Annotated in this window: 21 protein-coding genes; 9 read left to right on the forward strand and 12 right to left on the reverse strand. The window is 56.1% G+C overall.

All coding sequences use genetic code 11. The features are described from left to right. From rfbA to rfbD, 3 genes are read left to right on the forward strand one after another with little or no spacing between them, the layout of a single operon-like run. Complete coding sequence (gene rfbA, locus LPA36_RS02505; protein ID WP_228874566.1) at nucleotides 1-894, forward strand: glucose-1-phosphate thymidylyltransferase RfbA; 894 nt, start codon at nucleotides 1-3, stop codon at nucleotides 892-894. Continuing rightward, nucleotides 879-1430 (forward strand): dTDP-4-dehydrorhamnose 3,5-epimerase, encoded by a 552-nt coding sequence (gene rfbC / locus LPA36_RS02510; RefSeq protein WP_228874567.1) that lies wholly within the window; start codon nucleotides 879-881, stop codon nucleotides 1428-1430. The genes rfbA and rfbC overlap by 16 nt, the downstream gene beginning before the upstream one ends. Nucleotides 1431-1438: 8 nt before the next feature. Next, nucleotides 1439-2341 carry a dTDP-4-dehydrorhamnose reductase gene (gene rfbD / locus LPA36_RS02515; protein WP_228874568.1) on the forward strand — a complete coding sequence of 301 codons (903 nt, stop codon included), beginning with the start codon at nucleotides 1439-1441 and terminating at the stop codon, nucleotides 2339-2341. A 90-nt stretch (nucleotides 2342-2431) separates the two neighbouring features. On the opposite strand, the gene LPA36_RS02520 is transcribed toward rfbD, so the two are convergent. The 3 genes from LPA36_RS02520 to LPA36_RS02530 are packed head-to-tail and all read right to left on the reverse strand — an operon-like array spanning nucleotide 2432 to nucleotide 5244. Beyond that, nucleotides 2432-3541 carry a glycosyltransferase gene (locus LPA36_RS02520; protein WP_228874569.1) on the reverse strand — a complete coding sequence of 370 codons (1110 nt, stop codon included), beginning with the start codon at nucleotides 3539-3541 and terminating at the stop codon, nucleotides 2432-2434. A gap of 1 nt (nucleotide 3542) precedes the next feature. Beyond that, nucleotides 3543-4292, reverse strand: a complete 750-nt coding sequence (locus LPA36_RS02525; RefSeq protein ID WP_228874570.1) for a glycosyltransferase family 2 protein — start codon at nucleotides 4290-4292, stop codon at nucleotides 3543-3545. Nucleotides 4293-4296: 4 nt separating this feature from the next. After that, entirely contained in the window at nucleotides 4297-5244 is a 948-nt protein-coding gene (locus LPA36_RS02530) for a GDP-L-fucose synthase family protein (RefSeq protein ID WP_228874571.1), read from the reverse strand. 589 nt (nucleotides 5245-5833) lie between these two features. Between LPA36_RS02530 and rfbG the strand changes: the two genes are divergently transcribed. Genes rfbG through LPA36_RS02560 form a run of 6 tightly spaced genes read left to right on the forward strand, consistent with a single transcriptional unit; the run spans nucleotide 5834 to nucleotide 12030 of the window. Then, complete coding sequence (gene rfbG / locus LPA36_RS02535; protein ID WP_228874572.1) at nucleotides 5834-6931, forward strand: CDP-glucose 4,6-dehydratase; 1098 nt, start codon at nucleotides 5834-5836, stop codon at nucleotides 6929-6931. Between the two features lie 2 nt (nucleotides 6932-6933). After that, on the forward strand, nucleotides 6934-7839 hold the full coding sequence (locus LPA36_RS02540) for an NAD-dependent epimerase/dehydratase family protein (protein ID WP_228874871.1): 906 nt from the start codon (nucleotides 6934-6936) through the stop codon (nucleotides 7837-7839). Nucleotides 7840-7859: 20 nt separating this feature from the next. Next, nucleotides 7860-8828, forward strand: coding sequence for a glycosyltransferase family 2 protein (locus LPA36_RS02545; protein ID WP_228874573.1), 969 nt, complete (start codon nucleotides 7860-7862; stop codon nucleotides 8826-8828). A gap of 17 nt (nucleotides 8829-8845) precedes the next feature. Continuing rightward, entirely contained in the window at nucleotides 8846-9625 is a 780-nt protein-coding gene (rfbF, locus tag LPA36_RS02550) for a glucose-1-phosphate cytidylyltransferase (RefSeq protein ID WP_228874574.1), read from the forward strand. Further along, complete coding sequence (locus LPA36_RS02555) at nucleotides 9622-10674, forward strand: lysylphosphatidylglycerol synthase transmembrane domain-containing protein (protein ID WP_228874575.1); 1053 nt, start codon at nucleotides 9622-9624, stop codon at nucleotides 10672-10674. The genes rfbF and LPA36_RS02555 overlap by 4 nt, the downstream gene beginning before the upstream one ends. Before the next feature lie 21 nt (nucleotides 10675-10695). Then, nucleotides 10696-12030, forward strand: a complete 1335-nt coding sequence (locus tag LPA36_RS02560; protein ID WP_228874576.1) for an NAD(P)/FAD-dependent oxidoreductase — start codon at nucleotides 10696-10698, stop codon at nucleotides 12028-12030. Between the two features lie 46 nt (nucleotides 12031-12076). Here LPA36_RS02560 and LPA36_RS02565 read toward each other — a convergent pair whose 3' ends face one another. From LPA36_RS02565 to LPA36_RS02605, 9 genes are all read right to left on the reverse strand, one after another. Further along, complete coding sequence (locus LPA36_RS02565) at nucleotides 12077-14164, reverse strand: hypothetical protein (RefSeq protein WP_228874577.1); 2088 nt, start codon at nucleotides 14162-14164, stop codon at nucleotides 12077-12079. A gap of 455 nt (nucleotides 14165-14619) precedes the next feature. Then, nucleotides 14620-15366, reverse strand: coding sequence for a class I SAM-dependent methyltransferase (locus tag LPA36_RS02570; RefSeq protein ID WP_228874578.1), 747 nt, complete (start codon nucleotides 15364-15366; stop codon nucleotides 14620-14622). 143 nt (nucleotides 15367-15509) lie between these two features. After that, nucleotides 15510-16508, reverse strand: a complete 999-nt coding sequence (locus LPA36_RS02575) for a hypothetical protein (RefSeq protein WP_228874579.1) — start codon at nucleotides 16506-16508, stop codon at nucleotides 15510-15512. Between the two features lie 615 nt (nucleotides 16509-17123). After that, entirely contained in the window at nucleotides 17124-17978 is an 855-nt protein-coding gene (locus LPA36_RS02580; protein ID WP_228874580.1) for a glycosyltransferase family 2 protein, read from the reverse strand. Next, complete coding sequence (locus tag LPA36_RS02585; protein ID WP_228874581.1) at nucleotides 17975-19624, reverse strand: glycosyltransferase family 4 protein; 1650 nt, start codon at nucleotides 19622-19624, stop codon at nucleotides 17975-17977. The genes LPA36_RS02580 and LPA36_RS02585 overlap by 4 nt, the downstream gene beginning before the upstream one ends. Then, entirely contained in the window at nucleotides 19621-20889 is a 1269-nt protein-coding gene (locus LPA36_RS02590) for a methyltransferase domain-containing protein (protein WP_228874582.1), read from the reverse strand. Before LPA36_RS02590 ends, LPA36_RS02585 begins: the two co-directional genes overlap by 4 nt. 100 nt (nucleotides 20890-20989) lie before the next feature. Continuing rightward, a complete protein-coding gene (locus LPA36_RS02595; protein ID WP_228874583.1) occupies nucleotides 20990-22447 on the reverse strand; it encodes an ABC transporter ATP-binding protein in 1458 nt (485 codons plus the stop codon). Beyond that, a complete protein-coding gene (locus LPA36_RS02600; protein ID WP_228874584.1) occupies nucleotides 22437-23261 on the reverse strand; it encodes an ABC transporter permease in 825 nt (274 codons plus the stop codon). Before LPA36_RS02600 ends, LPA36_RS02595 begins: the two co-directional genes overlap by 11 nt. A gap of 98 nt (nucleotides 23262-23359) precedes the next feature. Further along, a complete protein-coding gene (locus LPA36_RS02605) occupies nucleotides 23360-24775 on the reverse strand; it encodes a mannose-1-phosphate guanylyltransferase/mannose-6-phosphate isomerase (RefSeq protein WP_228874585.1) in 1416 nt (471 codons plus the stop codon). Nucleotides 24776-24813: the final 38 nt, after the last annotated feature.

The following is a 24813-nucleotide window of genomic DNA, read 5'->3' on the forward strand; positions in this document are numbered from 1 at the left end:
ATGGCACGTAAGGGAATCATTCTCGCGGGCGGATCGGGCACGCGGCTGTATCCGATCACGCATGCCGTATCGAAGCAGCTGCTGCCCGTGTACGACAAGCCGATGATCTACTACCCGCTGTCGACGTTGATGCTCGCAGGCATCCGCGACGTGCTGATCATCTCGACGCCCGCCGACACGCCGCGGTTTGAATCGATGCTCGGCGATGGCTCGAAGTGGGGGATGAATCTTCAGTACGCCGTGCAGCCATCACCCGATGGCCTTGCGCAGGCGTTCATCATTGGCCGCGATTTCATCGGTAACGACGACTGCGCGCTGATTCTCGGCGACAACATTTTTTATGGCCATGATCTCGCGCATCAGCTGGAGAAGGCGAGTGCGCGGACCGATTGCGCAACGGTGTTCGCGTATCACGTGAACGATCCGCAGCGTTATGGCGTGGTCGAGTTTGATGACCAGTTGCAGGCGCTTTCGATCGAGGAAAAGCCTGCGAAACCGCGCTCGCCGTATGCGGTGACCGGGCTCTACTTCTACGATAACGACGTTTGCAACATTGCGGCGGACATCAAGCCTTCTGCGCGTGGCGAGCTTGAAATCACCGATGTGAATTCGCGCTATCTGGAGGCGAAGAAGCTGCGTGTCGAGATCATGGGTCGTGGCTATGCGTGGCTCGATACGGGCACGCACGACTCGTTGATCGAAGCAGCGACGTTTATCGCTACGCTGCAGAAGCGGCAGGGTCTGGTGGTGGCGTGTCCCGAAGAGATCGCGTATCGCAGCGGCTGGATCGACGACGCGCGACTCATCGAACTGGCCGCGCCGCTCGCGAAGAATGAGTACGGGCAATATCTCAAGAATCTGTTGACGGACAAAGTTATATGGCAATCACGGTAACCCCGACGGCGCTGCCTGAAGTCAAACTTATCGAGCCGAAGGTGTTTGGTGACGCGCGTGGGTTTTTCTTCGAGAGCTTCAACGCGAAGGAGTTTGCGGAGAAGGTGGGCGTGGATGTGGAGTTCGTGCAGGACAATCATTCGCGGTCAGCGAAGGGTGTGCTGCGCGGCTTGCATTATCAGATCGAGCATGCGCAGGGGAAGTTGGTGCGGGTTTTATCGGGCGAAGTGTTCGATGTGGCCGTCGATATGCGCCGGAACTCGCCGGATTTCGGTAAGTGGGTGGGGGTGAATCTGAGTGCTGAAAACAGCCGGCAGCTATGGATTCCACCGGGGTTTGCGCATGGGTTCGTCGTGCTGTCGGAGACGGCTGAGTTTCTGTACAAGACGACGGATTACTGGTTTCCTGAGTATGAGCGGTGTCTGATCTGGAATGATCCGGAAGTCGCCATCGAGTGGCCGGTTGAGGGTGAGCCGACGCTCGCTGCGAAGGATGCGGCAGGGAAGGGGTTTGGGGAGGCGGAGAGTTATGCGTGAGGTGAACGATGAATGATCCGACGCGTCCGACGATTCTCGTGACGGGTTCAAATGGACAAGTGGGATTCGAGCTTGTCCGCTCGTTGCAGGGGCTTGGGAGGGTTGTGGCGCTCGATCGTCGTGGCCTCGATCTGTCTGACCTGGATCAGGTTCGCACGACCGTAAGGGAGATCGGACCAACGTTGATCGTCAACGCTGCTGCGTACACCGCCGTGGATCGTGCTGAGACTGAATCCGAATTGGCACACCGGATCAACGGATTGGCGCCCGGCGTGCTGGCTGAGGAGGCTGCGAATCTGGGTGCACCTCTGATTCATTTTTCGACCGATTACGTATTCGACGGCACAAAGGAAGGTACGTACGTCGAGGACGACCCAACGAATCCGCAGAACGAGTACGGTCGGGGAAAGCTAGCGGGCGAGCGCGCTATCGCGGATGTCGGTGGCCCGCACCTGGTATTTCGCACGAGTTGGGTTTACGGCGGGCGCGGCAAGAATTTCTTGCTGACGATGCTTCGACTGGCGGCGGAGAAGCCGGAGTTGAGGATTGTCGCGGACCAGTTCGGTGCGCCTACCTGGAGCACGACGATTGCCACGTTAACGGCACATGTCGTTGCACAGGGGTTCGACGCCGTCAAACGGGGTGAAACCGACTGGTGGACGCGGAAATCGGGAACCTATCACCTGACGGCGTCGGGTTCGACTTCCTGGTTTGGATTTGCAGAGGCCATTTTCGAAACGGCCGCACTCGATTCAAAACCGACCGTGGTTCCAATCGCGGCCGCCGAATATCCCGTTCCGGCCAAACGTCCGGCGAATTCACGCCTGCTGACCGACAAGCTCGCTGCCGTATTCGGCCTGCGCGCACCGGACTGGCGCGAAGCGCTGGGGTTGTGTCTGGCGGAATCCTGAGCGGTCAGGTTGCTGGGTGGGCGATTGCGCAATACTACTGCGAATCACTGGTCAAAAAAGACTGGGTGGCCGGCTCTCCGGCCACCGGCGTCACTGTTCGGCCACAAGCCGATGATAAAGATCGACGTAAGCGTCGGCCATCTTGTCCGAAGTAAAGAGTTGAACAAAACGCGCTCTCGCGCCCGCGCCCAGGTTCGCGGCAAGCGCCTCGTCGTTCCAGATGCAATCGATTGCCTGGCGTAGGGCAGTCGGGTCATCTGGCGGGACCACAAGTCCGGTTTCATCTTTTACGTTCACATAGGATGTCCCAGTCCCGATCTCACACGAGATCAGTGGTTTTCCGTACATTGCGCCTTCCAGAAGTGAAATGCCGAAGGCTTCCGAACGCAGATGCGACGGAAACACCAGTCCATGACATAGCGTGAGAAGCGCGAACTTGTCTTCGTCTGGCAACGCGCCCACAAAATGTACGTGTCGAAGCGACAGCGATTCAGCTTGAGCCTTCAATTCACTTTCGAGAGGGCCTCCCCCCAGTATGACCACGTCATGCGTGCATCCCTTCAACGCATCGAGAAGGATATGCAGGCCCTTGTAGTAGCGCAGCATGCCGACAAACAGCAGAAATTTGGGGCCGATTCGTGAGCGCCATTCTGAGAGTTTTGCCTCACTCGCTGGCGGGTACGAATGCTCGTTCAGGCCGATCGGAATGACTTCCACCTTTTCTGCAAATCGCTTCAGGACAGGGCTCGTCTCTGCATAGTTCGGTGAAGTTGCGACAATACGCGTCACGCTCCCCAGAAAGCGAAGCATGAGCGGCCGGTAAAAGTGCAGCAGCGTTTTCTGCCGAACGATGTCCGAGTGGTATGTGACGACCGTTGGCTTATTCAGGCGCGTTATAAAGTGCGCCATATCCATGAACGGCCACGGGAAGTGGTAGTGGATGATGTCCGCGTGCGCGGCCAGTTCCTTCAGGCGTGACAGGGACGAGACTGAAAACGCCGACGACGCGATCTTGAAGTCGAGCTTCGCACGATAGTGGATGTGGTCGCCCAGATCGACAGTTGTGGGGTTTCTGCTTACGGTCAGCACATCGCTGGGCACGCCTCTTGAAGCAGAACCGCTACAAATCTCGCCGATCAGCTGTTCGACGCCACCCATCGTGTCGGGTTTGTAGGTCTTATAGAAGTGAAGAACGCGCATGCTATCGGATCAAAGTCTTCCACCATACCGCGTAGGGCTGGGCGAGCCACCATTTTAACGGCACGTGCCCGTGATGGCGGCGTACGGTCTCCATGGCTTCCTTGTAGTGGAGGCGGCGATGGATGCGGGTCTTCGTTTCGTCGTGGTTACGATTGATTGCGACTTCTTCGTCGACGAATCCGAGCGGACCGCCAGAACGGTAGAGCCGCCACCAAAGATCGTAGTCGAGCGCCATCTTGAGTTTGGCGTCGAGGCCACCCACTGCTGTCCACGCCGTGCGACGAATGAGTGAAGCTGGCTGCGTGATCACGCAGCGCGTTGCCATACGACGTTCATTGAACGGTTCGACCCATGCGGGCGTGCGACGGCCGCTTGCGTCGTCGAGGTGCCATGCCTTGCCATAGGCGGCCGGCCACGCGGCGTGCCGCTCCATTGCGTTGACGAGCTTGTCGAGTCCGCCGGGAAGGAACAGGTCGTCGCTATTGAGCCAGCAGACGTATGGCGCAGTGCCGCGTGCGATTCCTTCGTTGATTGCCGCCGCCTGGCCGTCGTCCTTGTGGCTGCGCCAGCCGGCGAGTCTGGATTCCCATTTGCGGATGACTGACAGGGAGTCGTCGGTGGATCCGCCGTCCATGACAAAGACTTCGGTCGCGACTTTTTGCGCTGAGATCGAACTCAGCGCTTCGTCGAGAAAGCGTCCCTGGTTGAATGACGGCACTACGACCGTGACGAGAGGTTTGCGTCCATCCATATCGTTACCGCTTTTCGCCGTTGAGGAAGCTTTGGTAGGCGAGTCGAATACCTTCGGTAAGTGGCGTTTTCGCCTGCCAGCCCAATGCCTTTACCTTTTCGACTGACAGGAGCTTGCGGGGCGTGCCGTCCGGTTTGCTCGTATCGAAGGTCAGTTTGCCGTCAAAACCCACGGCATCAACGATGGTCTGCGCCAGTTCCCGAATAGTCACGTCGGTGCCAATGCCGATATTAAACAATCCCGATGCGATACCCGACTCCATCAGGAAGACACATGCATCAGCCATGTCGTCGACATAAAGAAATTCGCGCCGTGGCGTGCCCGTGCCCCAGACCACGAGTTCCTTTTCGCCACGCAACTTTGCTTCATGGGCCTTGCGAAGCAAGGCGGGTAGCACGTGGCTGGTCGCGAGATCGTAGTTATCGTTCGGACCGTAAAGGTTTGTGGGCATCGCGCTTGCGTACTGCGTTCCATACTGACGATTGTATGAATCGCAAAGCTCGATGCCGGCGATCTTGGCGATCGCATACGGCTGGTTGGTCGGTTCGAGCGGGCCGGTCAGCAGATAGTCTTCTCGGATCGGTTGCAGGCATTCGCGCGGGTAAATGCACGAAGATCCGAGAAACAACAACCGCTGGACGCCTGCTTCCCAGGCCGAGTGGATCACGTTGTTCTGGATCGCAAGGTTCTGATAGATGAAGTCGCCAGGGAACGTATTGTTCGCGTAGATGCCGCCAACTTTTGCCGCAGCGAGGAAAACGTAGTCGGGCTTTTCACGCTGCATGAAGGCGCGCACGGCCTGCTGGTCCGTGAGATCCCGTTCGGCGCGTGTTGCAGTCAGGATGTTCGTATAGCCACCGGCCTTGAGGCGGCGAACGATAGCCGAGCCCACCATTCCGCGGTGGCCACTGACGTAGATTTTTGAAGATTTGGTGAGAGGGACTGCACTCATCGGAACGCTCGAACTCCGTTATTCATTTAAGGCGCGGGCCTTGGGCGCTCTCTGGCCGGCACTCTGATTTGCTATCAAAATCAGATTCCGCGGTGAATCCCGGGCCTGACAAAAAATGGCCAGCGGGCCTCGAAAACCTTTGTAGATTGTAACATTGGCGTCTTATTGCCGAGCTTGGTGACGGTGTCGGCGCGGGTTGGCGGGCGAGTCTTTTTCAACGTCCGGGAAGGTGGCAGGCTGCGGAATGGACAGCGCTGACTAACTCTGGAGCCCCTGCGAGAAGACAGGATACATTCAGTCACATTTTTTTCGATCAGGTACAGCTAGACGGCAAGCGAAAAGTGGGGCTCTTTATGCAACGCGATCGTCTGTTTTCTCCCAAAAAACGCGCCCCCTTAGTACTGGCAGGTATACTACGCATTTTGTCGCGGGGATTCTCGTGATAGTGCCTTGGCTACGACCGATTTCGTGGCCATTTTGCTTTTATCGACTTCCCCGGTTACGTCGTCGATGAAGCGGGCTGCAACATTAATGAACTTGCCGGTGCGCACTGGTGAATTCTATTGAGATCGAACAGACGGAGAGTTTTTTGAGCGAGACTGACAAGTTAGGGTTCGAGTCGGCGCTATCAGGAAGGCGGATTCTCGTTACAGGCCACACCGGCTTCACGGGCAGCTGGGCCTGCCTGTGGCTCAAGTCGCTGGGTGCCGAAGTCGCAGGCCTGGCGCTTTCGCCGGATACGACGCCTTCGTTGTATGTGGAAACCGGGCTGGCCAATGATGTGCTCAGCATGGAGGGTGACATCTGCGACCTGGGTACCGTACAGGACTGCTTTGCCCGCTTCCAGCCGGAACTGGTGTTGCACCTTGCCGCGCAACCACTGGTTCGACGCTCGTATCGTGAGCCAGTTTCGACGTTCGCGACGAACGCAATTGGTACGGCCCATGTGCTCGAAGCTGCGCGTGCCGCAGAAGCCTGCCGTTCGATCGTCTGCGTCACGACCGACAAGGTCTACAAGAACAATGAGTGGGCATGGCCGTATCGGGAAAACGACGCGCTGGGCGGCAAAGACCCCTATAGCGCGTCGAAGGCCGCGGCTGAAATGGTCATCGACAGCTATCGCTATTCGTTTGGCTCCGATCCGCAACATCCGCTTGGGATCGCTACTGCTCGCGGCGGGAACATCATTGGCGGCGGCGATTGGTCCGAAGACCGGTTGATTCCTGATTTCGTCCGGGCAGTAAATGACAATGGTTCCCTGACGCTCCGGTACCCTGATGCTACGCGGCCCTGGCAACATGTACTGGCGCTTGTCCAGGGTTATCTCATGTTGCTCGCCGGACTTGAGCGCGACCGTGCAACGTTTTCGCGCGCCTGGAATCTGGGTCCCCACGATACGCGACAGTTCAGCGTGCGCGAAGTCCTGGAGATACTGGCAAACGACTGGCAACGTCCCACGCTCGACTATCAACAGAATCCGCTTCCCGAGGCGGTTGCGCTCGCGCTCGACAGTTCGCTGGCGCGCAATATTCTTGGTTGGGTGCCTCCGTGGGATACGGAGCGGGTCATCAGGGAGACCGCCGCGTGGTATCGCTCTTTCCACGGCGGCAAGGCAAACGCGCGTGAGCTTTGCCTGGACCAGCTTGCGACCTGGCGTGACGGTTTGCGTGACGGAGTGATTTCTTGAAGGTGTTGCTGACTGGAGGCGCTGGATTTATCGGCGCCAATCTCGCGCGCATATTGGTTGGTTCCGGATATGAGGTCGTGACGCTCGGCCGACGACGCTGCACGGTGGAAGGCGTCGTTAACGTCGAAGCATCGCGCCTGGATGCAACGGCCTTTCAACATGCAATGTCGGACCATCGTTTCGAACTGGTCTTTCATCTCGCGGCAGCCGGAGTGCATCCGGCCGATCGCGACCGAGACGAACTCATCCGCGTGAACGCAATCCTTCCGGCTGAAATGGTCGCTGCGGCGAGCGCGAATGGCGTAGGCGCCGTTGTATCAATGGGCAGTAGCGCCGAATATGCGGCGCAGGCCGTCGCGATGCTGAGCGAGGATATGGCGCTGGAGACACAAAAAGTCTATGGCGCGTCAAAGGCAGCAGGAAGCCTTTTAGCTTTGGCGACGGCCGCTGACGTGCGGTTGCCGTTTGCGGTGCTGCGAGCGTTCAACGTGTACGGTCCAGGCGAAGCAGAACATCGTTTGCTGCCGTCGTTGGCGTCGAAGCTCGCGCGCGATGAGGCGGTGAAACTGTCGGCAGGCACGCAGGTTCGGGACTTTCTGTACGTGGACGATGCCTGCCGTGGGCTTATCGCCTCCGCTCTTGCGTTGCGCGATGGACGGATGAATGGTGGCGCCTACAACCTCTCGACAGGCGTCGGGACATCGGTCGGCGATTTTGCGCGCACCGTAGCGCGTCACATGGGTGCTGATGAATCGCTCCTGCATTTTGGTGCGTTGCCACTACGGCCTGATGATCTGCCCGTTGTGGTGGGGGATCCCTCGCGCGTACAACGGGAAACCGGGTGGCGTACGAGCTATTCGCTCGACCAGGGCGTAGACGCTGCCCTTAGTCGCCTGACGCTCAATTGACCTTCAAGAATATGACATCGATGGAAACTCCCGGCGGCCTTCCGCTGATTTCAATCTCGGTCCCGGTATTGAATGAGGCGGACAATCTGGACGCACTCTATGCACGTCTGCGTCAGCTTGGCGACACAATGGCCGACAGGTGCCGGCTTGAGTTTCTTTTTACCGACAACCATTCGTCGGATGCAACCTGGGAAAAGCTCGCTGCGCTAGCACGAGCCGATTCCCGGGTGCGTGCAATCCGGTTCTCGAAGAACGTCGGCTTTCAGCGCTCGATCCTCGCGAACTACATGCATGCGCGCGGTGATGCGGTCATGCAGATCGATGCGGACCTTCAGGATCCTCCCGAATTGCTCGAACGCTTCTTCCAGCTATGGCGCGACGGCTATCACGTCGTGTATGGCATCCGCGAGAAGCGTCCTGAAGGAAAGCTGATCAACGCGTTTCGCAAGGTCGGCTATTGGGTTGTCGACAAGCTCAGCGAGCATACGATCCCGCGCGACGCAGGCGATTTCAGGCTGGTCGATCGCAAGGTTATCGATGGATTGCAACGGTATCGTTCATCGAACCCTTACCTTCGTGGGCTGATCGCGGGAATGGGGTTTAAACAGATCGGCGTTCCGTACGAACGCGCGGCGCGCGTTGCAGGGGCGAGCAAATTTGGCGTGGCTCAGCTTGTGAGACTGGGGCTCGCAGGTGTTTTTAATCACTCTGTTTTGCCGTTGCGGCTTGCGACGTACGGTGGTCTCTTCCTGCTCGGGCTGACCGCGCTCGGTGCGATCTATTACGTGTTCCTGCGCGCGTTCCACCCGGAATTGCCGCGAGGGCTCGCCAGCATTCACATACTCGTACTTTTCGGAATCGGATTTCAGTCACTGCTTCTCGGTATTCTTGGGGAGTATCTCTTGCGCATCTATTTGATACTGCGCGCTGAACCGGTTGCCATTGCCGAGGACATGCTGAATCTCGTACCGGCTGATATCAAACTTTAAGAAACCCAGAGGATTCAATGAAAGCTGTGATACTTGCTGGTGGGCTCGGCACACGGATCGCCGAGGAATCGGACCACAAGCCAAAGCCAATGGTTGAAGTGGGCGGGCGTCCGCTACTGTGGCACATCATGAAGACGTACGCACATCATGGAATCAAGGAGTTTGTGATCTGCCTTGGTTACAAGGGCTACGTGATCAAGGAATTCTTTTTCAATTACTACCGGCACACCGCCGATCTGTCTATCGATCTGCAAACCGGTGCCCATGAAGTTCTCAATTCCCAATCGGAAGATTGGAAAGTCACGCTTATCGATACCGGTGCGGAGACGATGACGGGCGGTCGCCTGAAGCGCGTGGCGCCGTATCTCGGTGATGAAACCTTCTGCCTTACCTATGGCGATGGATTGTCGAATGTCGATATCACCGCCGAGATCGCATTTCACAAGACACACGGTCGTCTCGCGACGGTGACCGCCGTGCAGCCGCCTGGCCGGTTCGGCGTTCTCAATCTCGCACGCGATGGGGGCGTAACAAGTTTCGAGGAAAAGCCGAGTGATGAGATCGGCTGGATCAACGGTGGTTTTTTTGTGCTCGAACCGCGCGCAATTGACTATGTGTCGGGTGACTCGATGCCGTGGGAGCAGGATCCGCTCAAAAACCTTGCGCGTGACGGCCAGCTCTCGGCTTTCACCCACAACGGCTTCTGGCAGCCTTGCGACACGTTGCGCGACAAGCGGCACCTCGAGCAATTGTGGGAATCCGGGCAGGCGCCTTGGGCAACATGGACCCGACAATGAACGAGAAAGAGTCGCGCGTCGACCAGTCTCCGGCGAACAAACCGCGGTCCTCAGGTTGGAAATCCTGGATCCGACAGGTTCTGGGCATCGCCATTTCTCTGGTTTGCCTCGTGCTTGTATTTCGGCGTGTCGATTTTGATGCGCTAAAGGTCGCGCTCGTCGAATTTCGCTGGCACTTCCTTGCAATTGGACTTCTGTCGCTTGCGATCGATTACGCGGTGCGTATCGAGCGGTGGACAGTCATGCTGCGAGCTGCCGGCGCGCAGGTACGGACACGCCAGTGCATTGCTCCGTTCCTTGGATCAATTACCCTCAATAACGTTTTGCCGTTGCGGGCTGGCGACCTTGTACGTGCGCTGGTGTTTCCGTCGGCGATCGGTGTGAGCCGCGTCACCGCAACGGCGAGTCTCGTTTTCGAGCGGCTGATTGATTTGCTGACGTTGCTGATCTCGCTGGGAATCGGTCTGCTGATTTCGCCGATGCCGCTGCCGCAGTGGGTGGGCAAGACGGTTATGGTTGTTGCAGTGGTCGGCGCCGCTGCACTGGCGATCATTGTAATCTTCGGCCGGCCGCTGCTTGCATTGCTCGAATGGGTCGCGCAGCGGTTCGACCGCGCCGGAACAAACGTTATTGCAAAGCTCGTGCGCGTGGCTGCCTCGCTTATTGAGCAGCTGAGCGCCATGGGCAGCGGGCGGACGATCGCTCGCGTGGTACTCCTGTCGGCGATTGTGTGGGCTGGGGAGGCGGGTTTGTTCTGGGCGATGTTCCAGGGTCTTGATCTGCCCGCAGGCTATGCATCGGCCCTGATGGTGATGGCGATTGCGACGCTGTCGACGCTGGTGCCTTCTTCTCCCGGCTATGTCGGTCCATTTCATCTCGCGGCGTTCGCCGCCGTGCGTGCCCTTGGCGGTACGGATGCGCAGGCGGCAAGCTTTGCCGTGCTCTCGCATCTGTCGCTCTGGTTGCCGACCACGGTTGCGGGCGGCATCGCGATCCTGTTGAATCCCAAGCTGTTCGCTGCAGGTGCACGCGATCGGCTTCCTGGCTGAATATCAAGAGTGGATGTTGTGATGAATCAACAATATGACGTTGTGATTGTGGGTGCGGGCTTTACCGGCCTGACGGCCGGTCTCGCATTGAGCCGGGCTGGCCGGAAGGTGCTGGTCGTGGAGAGCGATGCGCATCCGGGCGGCCTTGCGGGGACGTTCCAGTTCCGCGATGGCGTGACGATCGAAAAGTTCTACCACCACTGGTTCAACAACGACGAATATGTGCCCGAGCTCGTGAAGGAGTTGGGCCTTGAAAACGAAATCGTGACCTTGCCGTCGCGCACAGGCATGTACTTCAACGGCAAGATGTGGCGCCTGTCTACGCCGTTCGATCTGTTGAAGTTCTCGCCGTTGTCGCTTATCGACCGGATCCGGCTTGGCCTGCTGGTATTCAAGGTGCGCAAGATCAAGGACTGGCGACAGATCGAACACCTGACGATCCGGGAATGGCTCGAGCCGCTGTGCGGCAAGACCGTCTACCGCGTAGTGTGGCAACCGCTCATCGACGCGAAATTTTCGGTGTTTGCTGACGCGGTGAACGCGGTGTGGTTCTGGAAGAAACTGGTCTTGCGGGGTAGCACGCGCGACAAGCAGGGCGGCGAACAGCTTGCCTATTTCCGCGGTGGCTTTGGCCGGCTTGCAAAGGCGATGTCCGATGAGATCGTCAAGCTTGGCGGCGAGGTTCGATACAACGTGCGCGCAACGGGCGTAAAAGCGGCAAACGGTAATATCGAAGCATTGCAGTTGGGCGAAGAACAGGTGACAGGGCGCCAGTATCTCTTCACGCCAGCGTTCCCGGTGATCGCCAACCTGCTTGATGGTGTGGCAGATCAGGCATGGACGAACTCCCTGCGACGCGTGAACTACCTTGGCAATATGTGCCTCGTCCTCGAGATGGACCGTAGCCTCTCGGACACCTATTGGTTGAACGTCAACGATCCGGGATTTCCGTTTGTCGGCGTGATTGAGCACACCAACTTCGATCCGCCTGCCAACTATGGCGGCAATCACATCGTATTCCTGTCGCGCTATATCGCGACCGCAGACCCGGTCTGGAAGTACGGTGACGATCAATACCTCGAGTACGCCCTTGAACATCTGAAACGGATGTTCCCGGACATGCAGCGTTCATGGATCAAGGAATTCCGTTTGTGGCGCGCTGACTATGCGCAACCGGTAACGGAACGCGACTACTCAAAGTATGTGCCGGGCCGTGGCACTCCCTTTGCCAATGCCTTGATCTCAACGATGGCGCACATCTATCCGGAAGATCGCGGAACGAATTACGCCATTCGGGAAGGGAAGGACGTGGCGGTTGAGATGGATCGGGCGCTTGGTGGAATTCGCGCCCTTTGATTGCGTGGCGCCACGACGAGGCGTGGCGCCTGCGTTCACTTAAAGACTAGGACGAAGCCGGTTCGATCGTCACATTCCGGATAATCCAAGCCGCCACTCTAGGGTCGCTTTCTGCAAGTGGGGTTGGTGTACCGTCAGTCTCAATACTGAGTTCGGTGAGTTTGCTTGGCGGTACGTCGATCTCTTCATCGAAGACGGTCATCTCTTTTCCGCTGCTTTGCAACAGAAGCGTTTGACTCGAACCGTCGCTTATTCTGAATACAAGCGTCAGCGTCTGTTTCCCACGGGTAGCGTATTCGAAGTGCAATTTCGTTCGCGGAGCTCCCTTGGAGCCCGGTAAAGGCTGCAGTTCGAAACTTACTTTTCGAGGAACCCAAAGCCACCAGTTGCTTCCGTCGCTCTCACGAGCGTAGCCTCCAATCGTCGAAGTAATCTGGACTTGTCCACGGCCATCGAAAACACCAACCCGGAACGGCCCGACTGGAGTGCCTTCTCTGAGCCACCGGTTCCGGCCAAGCCTTTCAATTACACAGCTACCAACAGTCGGAACTTGCTTGCTGCGCGCCGGTGGCAGCGTCGAGAAGTAACCATCATCCTTCCAATCTGATTCCAATTCTCGGTCAGGCAGATACAGTACTGCCATCTGTCGAAATTTGAGATTCTCTCCCTCTAAGTCGAGATAAACGGGTGCTGTACGGGGGCAAATGTTCCATACGGTCGTGCGTAGGTCGCGATAGAACTGATGAAGGTCGGTGATTCCGCTGTAATACTTCATAAGCGGTCTCTTCTGCACTATGCCACCGAGTGCGCTACCAATGAAGCCGATAACGAACGTTGCTAAAACGATGTTGCGAAAAGACGTGGAAAATTTTAGCCGGAGATTTATAACTGCCAGCAGGACAAGCGCCATCATGAACGGATTTGCCCATTCGGCCAGTTTGAACTGACTCCAGCTTTGACCTACACCCTTCGGAAAGGGCGATGGAGTTAAGTAGCGAAAATACAGAATGCCGACCGCAAAAATTACCAACACCAAAACTGTTGGCAGGAGAACACCACTTGTTGTGGTTCGCCATATTGTGGATATGCCAGCGGCAAGAATGGCAATGACGAGACCAAAAAGAAACAATCCAAGGTAGAAAAAAATTGACCCTGCACTTTCAGGCGTCGTCCATTGAAAAGCTGCACCCCATACACCACCGTGCACGCCCAGTGCGTGGGCGACGTAACCGAGCAGACTCCAGTCGACAGGCGAACCCACAACGGCTCCCGTTTGCGTTCGCAACGAAGCATAGGTGCGAAATAGCTCAGTGTTCAATATGATGAACGAGACGCCGACCGATATGCCGATGAACATCAACAGATTTCGCCAAGCCCGAAACTTCAGGGCCAGAATGAACGCACTGCCGACTATGGCTACTACGAGGAACGGTCCAATTTCTGTATAAGCGAAGATGGCGCTGGAAAAAAGCACCGCGCAGGGAAACGAGGCCTTCGCGATATCAACCGACGAGTTATGACCCGCCACTGTCCATCGTAACAATGGCCCAACAACAAACAACAGACCTGCGCTCAGCGCAAGTCCAATACTTTGTGGCAAAAAACCGAAATTCGCACCGAACACCATGCCTCCGAAACCGAAAGCGGGCAGGGCCAGCAGGGCAAGTCGGATCGGCCGGTGCAAAGGGCGTAGGTGCCTGCTAAGAGGGACTCCAATCGTCAAACAGCAGGCCGCAATTGCCGTCGTTACAAGCGCGGGGTATACCTCGTCCGACCAGCGCAGATTTAACAACGCCTGAAGGTCAGCTAGTAGAAAGGACCCTCCCATACGGAACCCCTGACTTTGGTACATGTAGACTTGTGTGTCGAGAGGCGTTACCGACGTGGGTGAAATGGGTTCCCGAAATGCGTGCGCCTGTAGCCAATCGCCGTGGACTAGATAGGTAAACGCATCATTGTGGGCATCGAAGGCACCGAATGCGAAGAGGGGGCCGAATACGCTTGCGCCACAGACTATGCCGAACCCACTGACTACGAGGGCGTGGAGAAATGCATCCTTGGCATTCTGCTCTCGAAGTACGGTAAACATAAGTAGGGCGACGACAAGCAACGGCGAGAGGAGCGTGTTGCCCAAGGGAAGAGTTCGACCACAAAGACTGGAAATAATAGTTAAGCAGGCCAAGCCAAGTGCGGGAGAAAGATAGAACCTTACTGGTCCCCTTAGCTTGTAGGGCAGCATTCCAGCCCATGGGCGGCCGATCAACGTTGCTAACGATAGGATGCCAGCGAGGGTAGGCAAAGTGGACCAGAAGATTCCCGGCCCTAAGAAGTTCGTCATATTTCTTTGCTTAGAAAGCGATTTTGTATGTAAGCGATGCTCATCTTGTCTTGGCCGGTGAGCGCGCTCTGCGATCTTTGGAAATGTGAAGCTGACGCAGCAGCCACGTTGATCGCCATAGGATGGAGCACTGGACGCTACGTTCGAGGAACAGAAGACGTAGGCCGACGCGGTAGGCATGTCGCCTCAGCCGACTCGGCTGCCGACTCACGCGGGTCATAACTTGGTGGCTGCCTAGCTCGCGTCGTCCATCACGGCTTGTCCACGAAGAAAATCACCCGGTCCCAGTAATTTAGATCAGCCAGTTGATCCGTAAATCGCAAGCGTTGAAGTGTGTCACCGCTTCGAAACTCTTGCCACGCGCTCATGCTGTACGTTTGGTATGCGAGCGGATGCGGCATCGGGATGATCGACAGGCCCGACGTGAACCCCGCATTTCGGGCGATCTGATCCATCTCTTCCAGAACTACGTCCCGTTCGATCCAAGTCGGATCGTGCTTTTTCTGAGCCTCAACAAAGGCAATTGTTTCGGGCGACTTGCTATGTCTGGCAACAGGCTCAACGAAGATTGCGCGGCCACCGGGTCGAAGCACGCGATGAAACTCCGAGAAAACCTTCGGATAGTTGTGCATGTGATGCACGGTGTCGTAACAGAGGATGTGACCGAACTTGTTGGATTCGAACGGCATGCTATGTCCATCCCCTTCCACGAAGCTTAACAGTCCAGAGTTTATGCGGCGATCCGCGCGTGTCCGGTTTTCAAGGCATGCTTTCAGGTCGCCGTGAATATCGAAAGAAACGGTCTTGAGGCCCATTCGAGCACAAAACTCCGAAACCCACCCTGTTCCTGCGCCGAAGTCGAGTACTGGATAGTCCAGCACGGACTGATTCAATGATGCCACCATGATGGAAAAATCAAAGAGAAGCCGTGGAGTCGATCGACCTGCCGTGAAAGGCTCAGTGATAAACTCTGCGATCGCTTCTTGGCTAAGCTGCATGGGAATCTCCTCCGTTGAATTGAGTGAGTGTAGCAAACCTTGGTGACTATGCAGCTTCGGCAAGCACCGCTCAGCCGCAGGATGCACCCGCGACAAACTTCGCCCGGTGCGTCACCTGTGTCTGCACGGAAATATTTGCCCTGTCACTTCCTGAGTATCCAAATTGGCATCGGCGCAAAGTACTGGTCAATATACCTTTCTGCCCAAGGAGCATCGAATGTTGTGTCCTCGTCAATATCGGGGCCCGGCGAAAAGCCGCGATAAACTTCGCCGGAAATGGTTGGAAGGGCGGCAACGAGCATGGCAAGAATTGCGACTGTGGTCAGCCTGTTTCCGTTGATAAGTACTTTTGCTGAAAGTATGGAGAGCACCGATATTGCAGGAATGGACGCACGCATTGCAAAGTCGTTGGTCACTCCAATTTTGTACAAGGGAATTGAACATAGGCTGATAGCCGCCGCCAAAAGGAAGCCTTTCTCGCTATCAATTCCTAAAAACAAAATGGCGAGTGGGGTGGCTACTTCGATCACCAGAAAGAGGAAATATGCGGGCCACGTAAAGCAGGCGCCGTCGTCCATGGTGCAGGGAACGGTCCAAATGAAGCCGTGTGGAACGGTAGTGGTTCCCGCTGCAAGGTAGCTTGCGACTGGTATCGCAAGGAAAAAAAGCGAACACATAGACCGCCAGTCAAGAACGATATCTCGAAGCCCATATTGCAATGCCAGTACAACGGCGAATGGCATCAAGCCCATCGCGGCGAAGGGTGACCATAAGAGAATTGCCGCGAAGAGAGGGGCTAGATAAGGAAGCAGGGACGGATGGAGTCGCTGACGCATCAACAGGGCGATCCCGAGCCATGAAGGTATCGCATGTTGAGGGACCCAGAAAAGGGACGTGGTATTTGCGGAATATTCGATCCAGCCGGCCCACCATTGGATGTGGTGTGGTGGGCCGTGTCGGTAGCCGGTGATCAATGTGCCAAACAAGTCAGCGCCTCCAAACGTGATGAAGACGAGTGGAGCAATGATTACGACATTTTTTTTATCGATAAGCCCGGGCAGAAGACTGAAGAAAAGAAAGATTCCTGCAACGGACCATAAGGAAAGCATCAGGTTTTGTGCATGAAGGTTGGTGAGCTTCAATGCAAAAGCGGGGACAAGGTACCATCCGATTGAATATCTTATCGCTGCGCCCTCAAACCCTAGCCTCGCTTCCACCGCTGGCCAGTGACTGTACGCTAGGGAGTTGACTACAGAGTAATGCTTTAGCCAGTCTCCATTTTGGTGCAATTGACCTCCGCCACCGGAAAGCCAGATCCACAGGATTGATACGGCCAGCAGGATGAGTGCCCGCCCTGGTAGGCTGCTAGGCACACGCAACTCAGTTCGACGGATAATGTCGTATGCGCACGCGGTAATTAGAGCGCACGATGGAATCGCGATGGAAACGCGAATGAAAAATGCGAAAAATAGAAATAGCGGAACTACAAGATAAATAAATGCGGCCGATTCGGCCCAATAAATGGGTCTGTTGTTCATATGTGGGCAAGTCGCGCCTTCTGCAAGCTTTTTCGTAGGCCACATGATGCCACACAGGTCGACTCCGCATCTGGGCGCTTAGCGCGTGCAGTTAATGATCAAGAGGTGGCGCCCCTTATACCTAGGCGGAGCACTGCGATCCTACTTGGATTTGGTTAGCATGTGGTAGTAATGTAAAGTCACGGGGGCATACAGGTCGGGATCTATCGAAGGCAATTGCTACCTGCGAATCCAGGAGTAAATGGACTTAAGCATGGCGCTGGACACCTTTCGATTCCACTTCCAGGCCGCGCACATTGAGGCTGCCCCGACCCGACAAGCAAACGAATTCTTGCCCTCTTCGCGGGAATGACGCTGCTCAACAACAGCATGTGCATAGTTGAACAACCAGCGATCAGGTACCTTGCCGAACAAATGCTTGAACATGTCATTGATTTCCGCATGCACCTTGACTCGCGCACCTAGCGTCTTGTTATCCGCATATAACCTGGAGCCAGCCAGTTTCTCGCGAAGAAGGGCGAACCGAACGCCAGCTTTTCCGAGCCGCAACCAGTACGCGTAGTCCATGCAATAGTTCAACGACTCGTCCAGCAAGCCATGCTGCTCAACTACGCGTCGACGAAAGAAGAGGGCCGGTTGGCAGATAAAACAGGTTTCCTTCAATCGGTCGAGGTTCCAGGGTTCCGTCGGATATTCCTCGAACGCCCGGTCTTCGAGATCGATGTGATCTGCAAGCCCATAGACAATGTCGACATCTGGATTCTGCTCAAAAAATGTCACCACATGCGCAATCGCGCCCGGGTAATAAACGTCATCGGAGTTAAGCCAACCGATGATTTCACCATCGGTCGCGCGAATCCCCTGGTTTACGGCATCCGTTTGTCCCTTATCCTTTTTGGACACCCATCGAACCGGCGGAACGAACGCTTTTAGCACCGCGACCGTATCGTCCTTACTTCCGCCATCGAAGACGACGTGTTCAATCTCCGCGCCTGTCTGGGACGCGACACTTTGTAGTGTGCGCTCGATGAATTGCCCCTGGTTATACGAAGGGGTGACGATACTGACTTTCATACAGAGGCCTTCTCTGGATACAACTGAATTTGCGAGGAACGGTCTCCCAGGATACTGCATCGTTGCAGCATCACCGAGAGTTGACGCTGATCACTACCTATCCCGCAGCGTGCAGGAACAAACGTTGGGGTGAGCTGCAATTCGTAGCAGTTGCCCGTATGATCCATGGGCAATGAAACGACGGTTTTTGTTGCACGTTTGAGCTTTACCGGGGCCCCGTCTGCGTTCCCGTCACGGAAAACCTGAATCGAAATTGAAGGTTGAGGAAGCCAGGCGGGGGCCATGAATTCAACTTCTACACTGCGTGCGCCCTGCAAAGGAGCTGTCTGTATTTTCAGGCGATCGCCAACCCACCCATCCACCTCCACGCCGGTTATCAGATTTTCCTGTCTCGAATCAGCTAGCGCGTGCAGGAACAGATCCCAATACTCGTTTGCCATGCGTCGCGAATCGGAGAATTCGTTAGCACGTTGTTGCCCGGCATGGATGAGTCGAGCGCGAAGCGCTTCGTCGCCGACGAGCGTAATCATCGCGTCTGCGATCTGATCGGGAACGCGTGGATCGAAAAGAATCGCCGCCTCAGCCGCTACTTCCGGCAGTGATGTCGTATTGCTGCATGCTACCGGAACGCCCGCAGCCATTGCCTCGATGACAGGCAGACCAAAGCCCTCATAAAGGGAGGGAAACACCACGCCACGGCAATGCGACACCAGCGTGGAAAGTTCTGAATTCGGAAGATACCCAGGGAAAGTTATGCGGTCGCCCAGATTCATGGCGCGCGCTGCATTCATTAACCACTCCTGGCGCGCTCCCGGAGCACCCGTACATACCAGCTTGATATCGGTCGCCAGTCCCCCACCGCTACAAGCCATGCCGAAAGCCGTAAGCAGCATCTCGTGATTCTTATGCTTCCAGAAATTGGCTGGGTAAATCAGATACCGATGAGGCGCGAGGCCGAGGCGATCCAGAACCTGTGTGCCTTCACTCGTTTCGGGAGCGATCCGACGAGCCATGCGCAAATGGATTGTCCGGATGCGCGAAGGATCGAGCTCGCCATGGACAATTGCGGATTGTCGCGAGTAATCGGAAATGGCCGCAAGTGCCGTGGCCCTGCGCGACGCATCCAGAAAGGTCTGCCCGCGATGGGCTACATCTTCCGGGGCAAAAAACTCCGGATACGTCTTGTACTGCAAATCATAGATCGTACAGACGGTCGGAATGCCCGGCTCAAAATAGGTCGGGGCGGTAAACGGGCAGAAGAGCAGATCGACGCCGAGACCGCGAAGTAGCGCCGCGGCTCCTCGTCGCTTAAGCCTCGTATTCAACCTGTAACCGATTCGGCTCAGGACTCTTCTCGCTCTGGCTGGAATGCGCGGGCTGACGCGAGCAGCAAGTCTCTTCAGCCGTGGACGCGCGGAGTTTGCCGCGACGGGGCCGATGACCATCGTGCGCTGCATATTGGATCGATCAAGCGCGGCCAGCTCGTCGTGTGACGCTGCTTGCGTAAGCAGGATGAACTGCGTCTCTGGCGCCATCTCAGCCAGTTGACGCAGCAAGTCCAATACGAAAATTTTTGCGCCACCGTTCTCGCCGCCTGGCAGAACGGGTGTCAAGTCAACTGCAACCCGCAGGGGCGGCTTACTCATGGTTCATCGATCCGTTTTTCAAGTTTCTCTGCTTCGCTCCAGCGCCCCAATTTTGCGATCCAGCGAAAAGCCGGATGGCGGAACAGACCCTTTACGTCGTTCAGAAGGGACGAAATCTGCTTCTCCTGATTGGCGAGTTCAGATTTTTGTACTTTCAGCAAAGCCTCGCGCGATGAGTTCTTCTCATGGGCACGCCGCACCACGTCTCTCAGGAGCTTAATTTGATTTCCACGCGCCGCCCGGTCTGCTTCCGATTCATGCACTAAACGCGTCAACGTTTCGATCTGCTCACCGCGAGCAACCCGATCGGCTTCCGACTCATGCACTGAACGCGTCAACGTTTCGATCTGCTCACCGCGAGCAATCCTATCAGCATTCGCGGCCAATTCACGTTTGCGCAGATCTAACAATGCAGTTGTCAGGCGTCCGTGTGGACTCGTCTGCAAGGCAGAGTCAACCTGTTCGGACGAATTGGTCTGAAACGGCACCCGGCTTACTGCAAAAAACATATCGTAGTGGTCGAAGATTGCGCGCTCAAATGCAATGTGTTTTGCGCCCAACCGCTCGAACAGCCGTGTGACAGAGTTTTCGCTAAAAAGGTAAATGTGTTCCTGAGGGATCAGCATCTCCAAGAATCGTGCACTGCTTTCAACCAGTTCCCCGTACTCCATGTTCTCTTTGAACTGTGGCGTCTGGATCAGAAGCAGACCGTCTGGCTTTAGTAGTTCCATGCACCGCGCCATTGTTGCAACAGGATCGGCCAAATGTTCGAGCACGTCCATTGCAACGATGATGTCGACACTAGCTGACGGCATATCAAGATTCTCTATCGGCCCAACGGAGACGGGTATTCCGAAAGTCTTCTTGCCAAACTCTACGACCCAAGGGCTCATCTCCACGCCAGAAGCATCGTATCCCGCTTGGCGCATCAAGGCGACGAAGCTGCCGTGCGAGCAGCCCAATTCCACTACTTTTGCCGTTGGCAACCTGTACTTGAGTAGTGTGTTAAGCCAGTGCAAGTTTCGCTCGGTAAGGTCCTGTCTAGCACGCGAATAGATATCGGCAGTACCAAACTGGTCTTGCTGACGCTCAAGCCAATAGCTCTTCCCATAGAAATCGGTGTCGTCATCCTTAACGAACGAGTGTTCGTGTGGAATCTGCTTAAGGTAAACAAGCGTGCCACAGTTTTTGCACTCGCCGTAGTCAGGGCCGAACGGGCGGAAAGCGTTGTTTCCGCACCAACAGGCTTGTATAGAGGTCACCATGATGTTTTGAGTGCAACCAGTTACGTTTGTCCGCGCTAGCGATTCGGTATTGATTGCCGATCCTTGATTCTTATAAATAGGTTGGGCGGCGCGTCTTACGTCATCGCCTCGGAGCATCTATCAGTGGACTTGAGGCGCTGATTGTCATTGACAAATTTCCATCCAGGTCCGCAATGCCATGATGGGTCAATTTCGCTACGCCCTCATCAAGTGCCAAGCCAACTGAGAAAGAACCTGCGTTGGGAACATGACAATGGCGTACTTCTGCAATGGACATTTCTGCATGAGACACGGCTTCGCGATTTTCCCAAACTGCTTGCGATATCGATGCAAGTCCGATTTCAAAGACGTACTCGCCTGGAGCTAGCGCCAATTTGATCTCTTGCCGACAAATTAATCTCGAACCTACTTCCGGGGTGGGTGGCAGTTCATTGAGCAATTGCCAACTATTCTTGCCATGAACCGTGATGCCGCGTTCGTTTTGCAATACGATGCCGCAGTTCGGAGCACCCATCTGTTTTTCCAGCTCAAACTCATAGTAAAGGACGGCGATATCGCCCTGACGGAATGAGTTGCACGCATCACCAGCTTTGTTACAGATCGCGACTCCAACACAGTGTGCGGTACCGTCGGTAATCTGAGACGTCGCGGTCAGGTCGACAAACGCTTCTGGAGGCGGACGGTGACCGACCTCACCGAGTGCGCGAGGCTGCGAAGAGGTCGTGGAGGCTATCTCTGGCAGCGTGGCGGCGACGGTTGTATTCGCTTGGTGGAGCAAGTAATAACGCTTTGCCGCTTCTGACGCCGCTCCAAAGAATTGTGGGACGCCGTGATCGAGCAGGATCGCTCGCTCGCAATATTGCTCAATATCTGGCATCGAGTGGGACACAAGGAGGATGGCTGTTCCGGCGTCACGCAATTGCTCGAGACGCGTATAGCACTTCTTCCGGAAAAACACGTCACCAACGGCCAGCGCCTCATCGATGATGACAATAGACGCATCGATATGCGCCTGCACAGCGAAGGCGAGCCGCACGAACATCCCGCTTGAATAAGTCATAACGGGTTGATCGATGAAATCACCAATGTCGGCGAACTCGACGATCTGATCGTAGCGTTCTTCGATTTCTCTCTGACTTAGACCAAGAATCCGGCCGTTCAGGAAGACGTTCTCACGGCCGCTGAACTCCGGATTAAAGCCGCTTCCCAACTCCAGCAACGCAGCGACCCGTCCGTGTACGTCGACATCGCCGTTGGTCGGCGTGAGCGTGCCGGCAAGAATCTGCAACAACGTGCTCTTGCCACTGCCATTTCGACCGATGATGCCAATCGTCTCGCCGCGACGAACCTGAAAAGAGACGTCGCGCAACGCCCAGAATTCGCGAAAGTAGTGGGGCGACGGCCCGGGCTTCACAATGCCCATCGCCGCGCCGGCACGATTCGCTGTATGGTGCAGGCGCGGTAGGACGAGTTGCTTCAACCGGTCTCTCGGCGTCTTGTAGATCTCGTAACGCTTGCTGAGGTTACGGACGTCGATGACGATTTCTTCAGACGACATCTGCAAAACCTCGACGTGATTTCTGGAACCACCAGTATCCGATCTGGAAGATCACCAGACCGATCACCAGGCTAAGTGCCCACTCTTCCCACTGAAAGGGTTTGCCCCACAACATCAGATTGCGCAGTTGGATAACGGGCAGGGTGATTGGATTCCAGGCAAGAAAAGCCTTATATGCCTCCGGCAGCGAATCGATCGGGTAAAAGATCGGCGCCAGAAAAAGCGAAATGGTGACCAGCATGCCGATGACCTGCGAGAGATCGCGCAGGTAGACACCGAGCGACGCCAGAATCCACGACATCCCCATGATCATCAGCATCAGCGGAAGGAGGGCGATCGGAATCAGCAGAATGCCGACGTGAATGTCCACCCGGGATATCAGGCAAAACAGCAGAAGCGCGCCAAAGCTGACGAGAAAGTGCAACATCGCCGAGAACAACGCCATCCAGGGCAGTATCTCCAATGGAAACACGACCTTCTTGACGTAATTGGCGTGACTGGTGATGAGACTCGGTGCTCGATTGAGGCACTCGGCGAAAAAGCTGTGAACGATGATGCCCGAGAACAGGACAATCGCAAATGCGATCTTGCTCTCGTCGCTGCGGCCGCCCCATCGGGCTTTGAACGCAACGCTGAACACGAACGTGTAGATGGCCAGCATCAACAGCGGGTTGAAAAGAGACCAGACGACGCCCAGCATCGAGCCCTTGTAGCGGCCAATAAAGTCGCGCTTGACAAGTTCCCGGAGTAACTCGCGGTGTTGCAGGAAGCCCCGGAGCATCGCACCTGGCGTCGCGGGATGATTGTTACTCATCAACTAGATTGCCTGTTTTGATAGGGTACACAAACACGTCAACATCGTTACGGGACAGCGTCCCTCGTCACAGTCTCAAAGGCCTGACCAGTGCTAAATCAGGCGCGGCCGTAAATGTCTTCAAAGCGAACGATGTCGTCCTCGCCCAGATACGCACCGCTCTGGACCTCGATCATGACCAGACTGAGAATTCCCGGGTTCTCGAGGCGGTGTTTATGACCGGCAGGGATGTACGTGGATTCGTTGGTGTTGACGAAGAGTTCAAGATCGCCGTTCACGACTTTGGCCATGCCTCTGACCACAATCCAGTGCTCACTTCGATGGTGATGCATCTGCAGACTGAGGCTTGCGCCGGGCTTGACTTCGATGCGCTTGATCTTGAAGCCGTTGCCTTCTTCCAGAACCGTGTAAGTGCCCCAGGGGCGATGAACCGTGCGGTGAAGCTTGTGAGCCTCGTGGCCGGTGGCCTTCAGTTGTGCGTAGATGTGTTTGACATCCTGGGCGCTGGACTTGTCGGCTACGAGTACTGCGTCAGGGGTGTCGATGATGATGAGGTCATCGACACCGACCGTGCCTATCAGGCGGTCCGTGCTCTGGATAATACAGTTGTGAGTGTTGTGCACCAGGGCGTCGCCCTGAATCCTGTTTCCGCTATTGTCTGGCTCGGAAAGATTACCCAACGCCGTCCACGAGCCGATATCGCTCCAGCCAATGCTGCACGGTACGACGGCTATCTGATCTGACTTTTCCATGACGGCATAGTCAATCGAAACGTCGGGCACGTTCTTGAAGGACTCGGCATCGAGTTCGAGCTGGCTGAACCCGTCACCTTCCGCGGCGCGCGACAACTCCTCACACGCAGCGGTGGCGGCGAGAATCTCCGGGCAATGCAGCTTCATCTGTTGCAACATTGTGCCGGCGCTAAAGCAGAAGATTCCCGAGTTCCAGAGGAATCGCCCAGACGCAAGGTATTCCTGCGCTTTCTCGAGCGAGGGCTTTTCCACAAAGCGCAAGACTTCGTTGCCCTTTGCTTCGATATAGCCGTAGCCCGTCTCGGCGCTGTCGGGCTGAATGCCGAACGTTACAAGTTTGCCAGTCGCAGCCAGTTCACTCGCCTTCAATACGGCCTCGCCGAAGGCGTGCTGCTCGGAAATCAGGTGGTCGGCCGCAAGGACCAGCATGAGCGCATCGGGACCGTGGCGCCTGGCAACCTGCAGCGCGGCAATGGCGATCGCCGCGGCAGTGTTGCGCCCGCAAGGTTCAAGCACGAACGAGGTCTGAAGCTTTGTGGCGTTGACTTCACGAAACTCATCCTGCGTTTTGAAGAGAAGGTCCCGGTTGGTGACCGTCAGGATCTCTGCGACACCCGGCAGCTGCGCCGCACGCAAAAACGCCTTCTGCAGCAGGCTTTGTCCGTCTGCCAGGCGGATAAATGGCTTGGGATGCAGTTCGCGTGAAACCGGCCACAGCCTCGATCCAGCGCCGCCACAAAGAATTGTCGTAATCAACTGCATAGACTTCCCTCGATAAATCTCTCGACTTTCAGATCGCG

Origin of the sequence: Paraburkholderia saeva, assembly GCF_907164555.1 — a bacterium.
Lineage (GTDB): Bacteria > Pseudomonadota > Gammaproteobacteria > Burkholderiales > Burkholderiaceae > Paraburkholderia > Paraburkholderia saeva.

Excerpts from the sequence above, each read along its gene's own strand:
- rfbA (WP_228874566.1), top strand. The coding sequence starts at position 1 with ATGGCACGTAAGGGAATCATTCTCGCGGGCGGATCGGGCACGCGGCTG.
- rfbC (WP_228874567.1), top strand. The coding sequence starts at position 879 with ATGGCAATCACGGTAACCCCGACGGCGCTGCCTGAAGTCAAACTTATC.
- rfbD (WP_228874568.1), top strand. The coding sequence starts at position 1,439 with ATGAATGATCCGACGCGTCCGACGATTCTCGTGACGGGTTCAAATGGA.
- LPA36_RS02520 (WP_228874569.1), bottom strand. The coding sequence starts at position 3,541 with ATGCGCGTTCTTCACTTCTATAAGACCTACAAACCCGACACGATGGGT.
- LPA36_RS02525 (WP_228874570.1), bottom strand. The coding sequence starts at position 4,292 with ATGGATGGACGCAAACCTCTCGTCACGGTCGTAGTGCCGTCATTCAAC.
- LPA36_RS02530 (WP_228874571.1), bottom strand. The coding sequence starts at position 5,244 with ATGAGTGCAGTCCCTCTCACCAAATCTTCAAAAATCTACGTCAGTGGC.
- LPA36_RS02545 (WP_228874573.1), top strand. The coding sequence starts at position 7,860 with ATGGAAACTCCCGGCGGCCTTCCGCTGATTTCAATCTCGGTCCCGGTA.
- rfbF (WP_228874574.1), top strand. The coding sequence starts at position 8,846 with ATGAAAGCTGTGATACTTGCTGGTGGGCTCGGCACACGGATCGCCGAG.
- LPA36_RS02555 (WP_228874575.1), top strand. The coding sequence starts at position 9,622 with ATGAACGAGAAAGAGTCGCGCGTCGACCAGTCTCCGGCGAACAAACCG.
- LPA36_RS02560 (WP_228874576.1), top strand. The coding sequence starts at position 10,696 with ATGAATCAACAATATGACGTTGTGATTGTGGGTGCGGGCTTTACCGGC.
- LPA36_RS02570 (WP_228874578.1), bottom strand. The coding sequence starts at position 15,366 with ATGCAGCTTAGCCAAGAAGCGATCGCAGAGTTTATCACTGAGCCTTTC.
- LPA36_RS02580 (WP_228874580.1), bottom strand. The coding sequence starts at position 17,978 with ATGAAAGTCAGTATCGTCACCCCTTCGTATAACCAGGGGCAATTCATC.
- LPA36_RS02585 (WP_228874581.1), bottom strand. The coding sequence starts at position 19,624 with ATGAGTAAGCCGCCCCTGCGGGTTGCAGTTGACTTGACACCCGTTCTG.
- LPA36_RS02590 (WP_228874582.1), bottom strand. The coding sequence starts at position 20,889 with ATGGTGACCTCTATACAAGCCTGTTGGTGCGGAAACAACGCTTTCCGC.
- LPA36_RS02595 (WP_228874583.1), bottom strand. The coding sequence starts at position 22,447 with ATGTCGTCTGAAGAAATCGTCATCGACGTCCGTAACCTCAGCAAGCGT.
- LPA36_RS02600 (WP_228874584.1), bottom strand. The coding sequence starts at position 23,261 with ATGAGTAACAATCATCCCGCGACGCCAGGTGCGATGCTCCGGGGCTTC.
- LPA36_RS02605 (WP_228874585.1), bottom strand. The coding sequence starts at position 24,775 with ATGCAGTTGATTACGACAATTCTTTGTGGCGGCGCTGGATCGAGGCTG.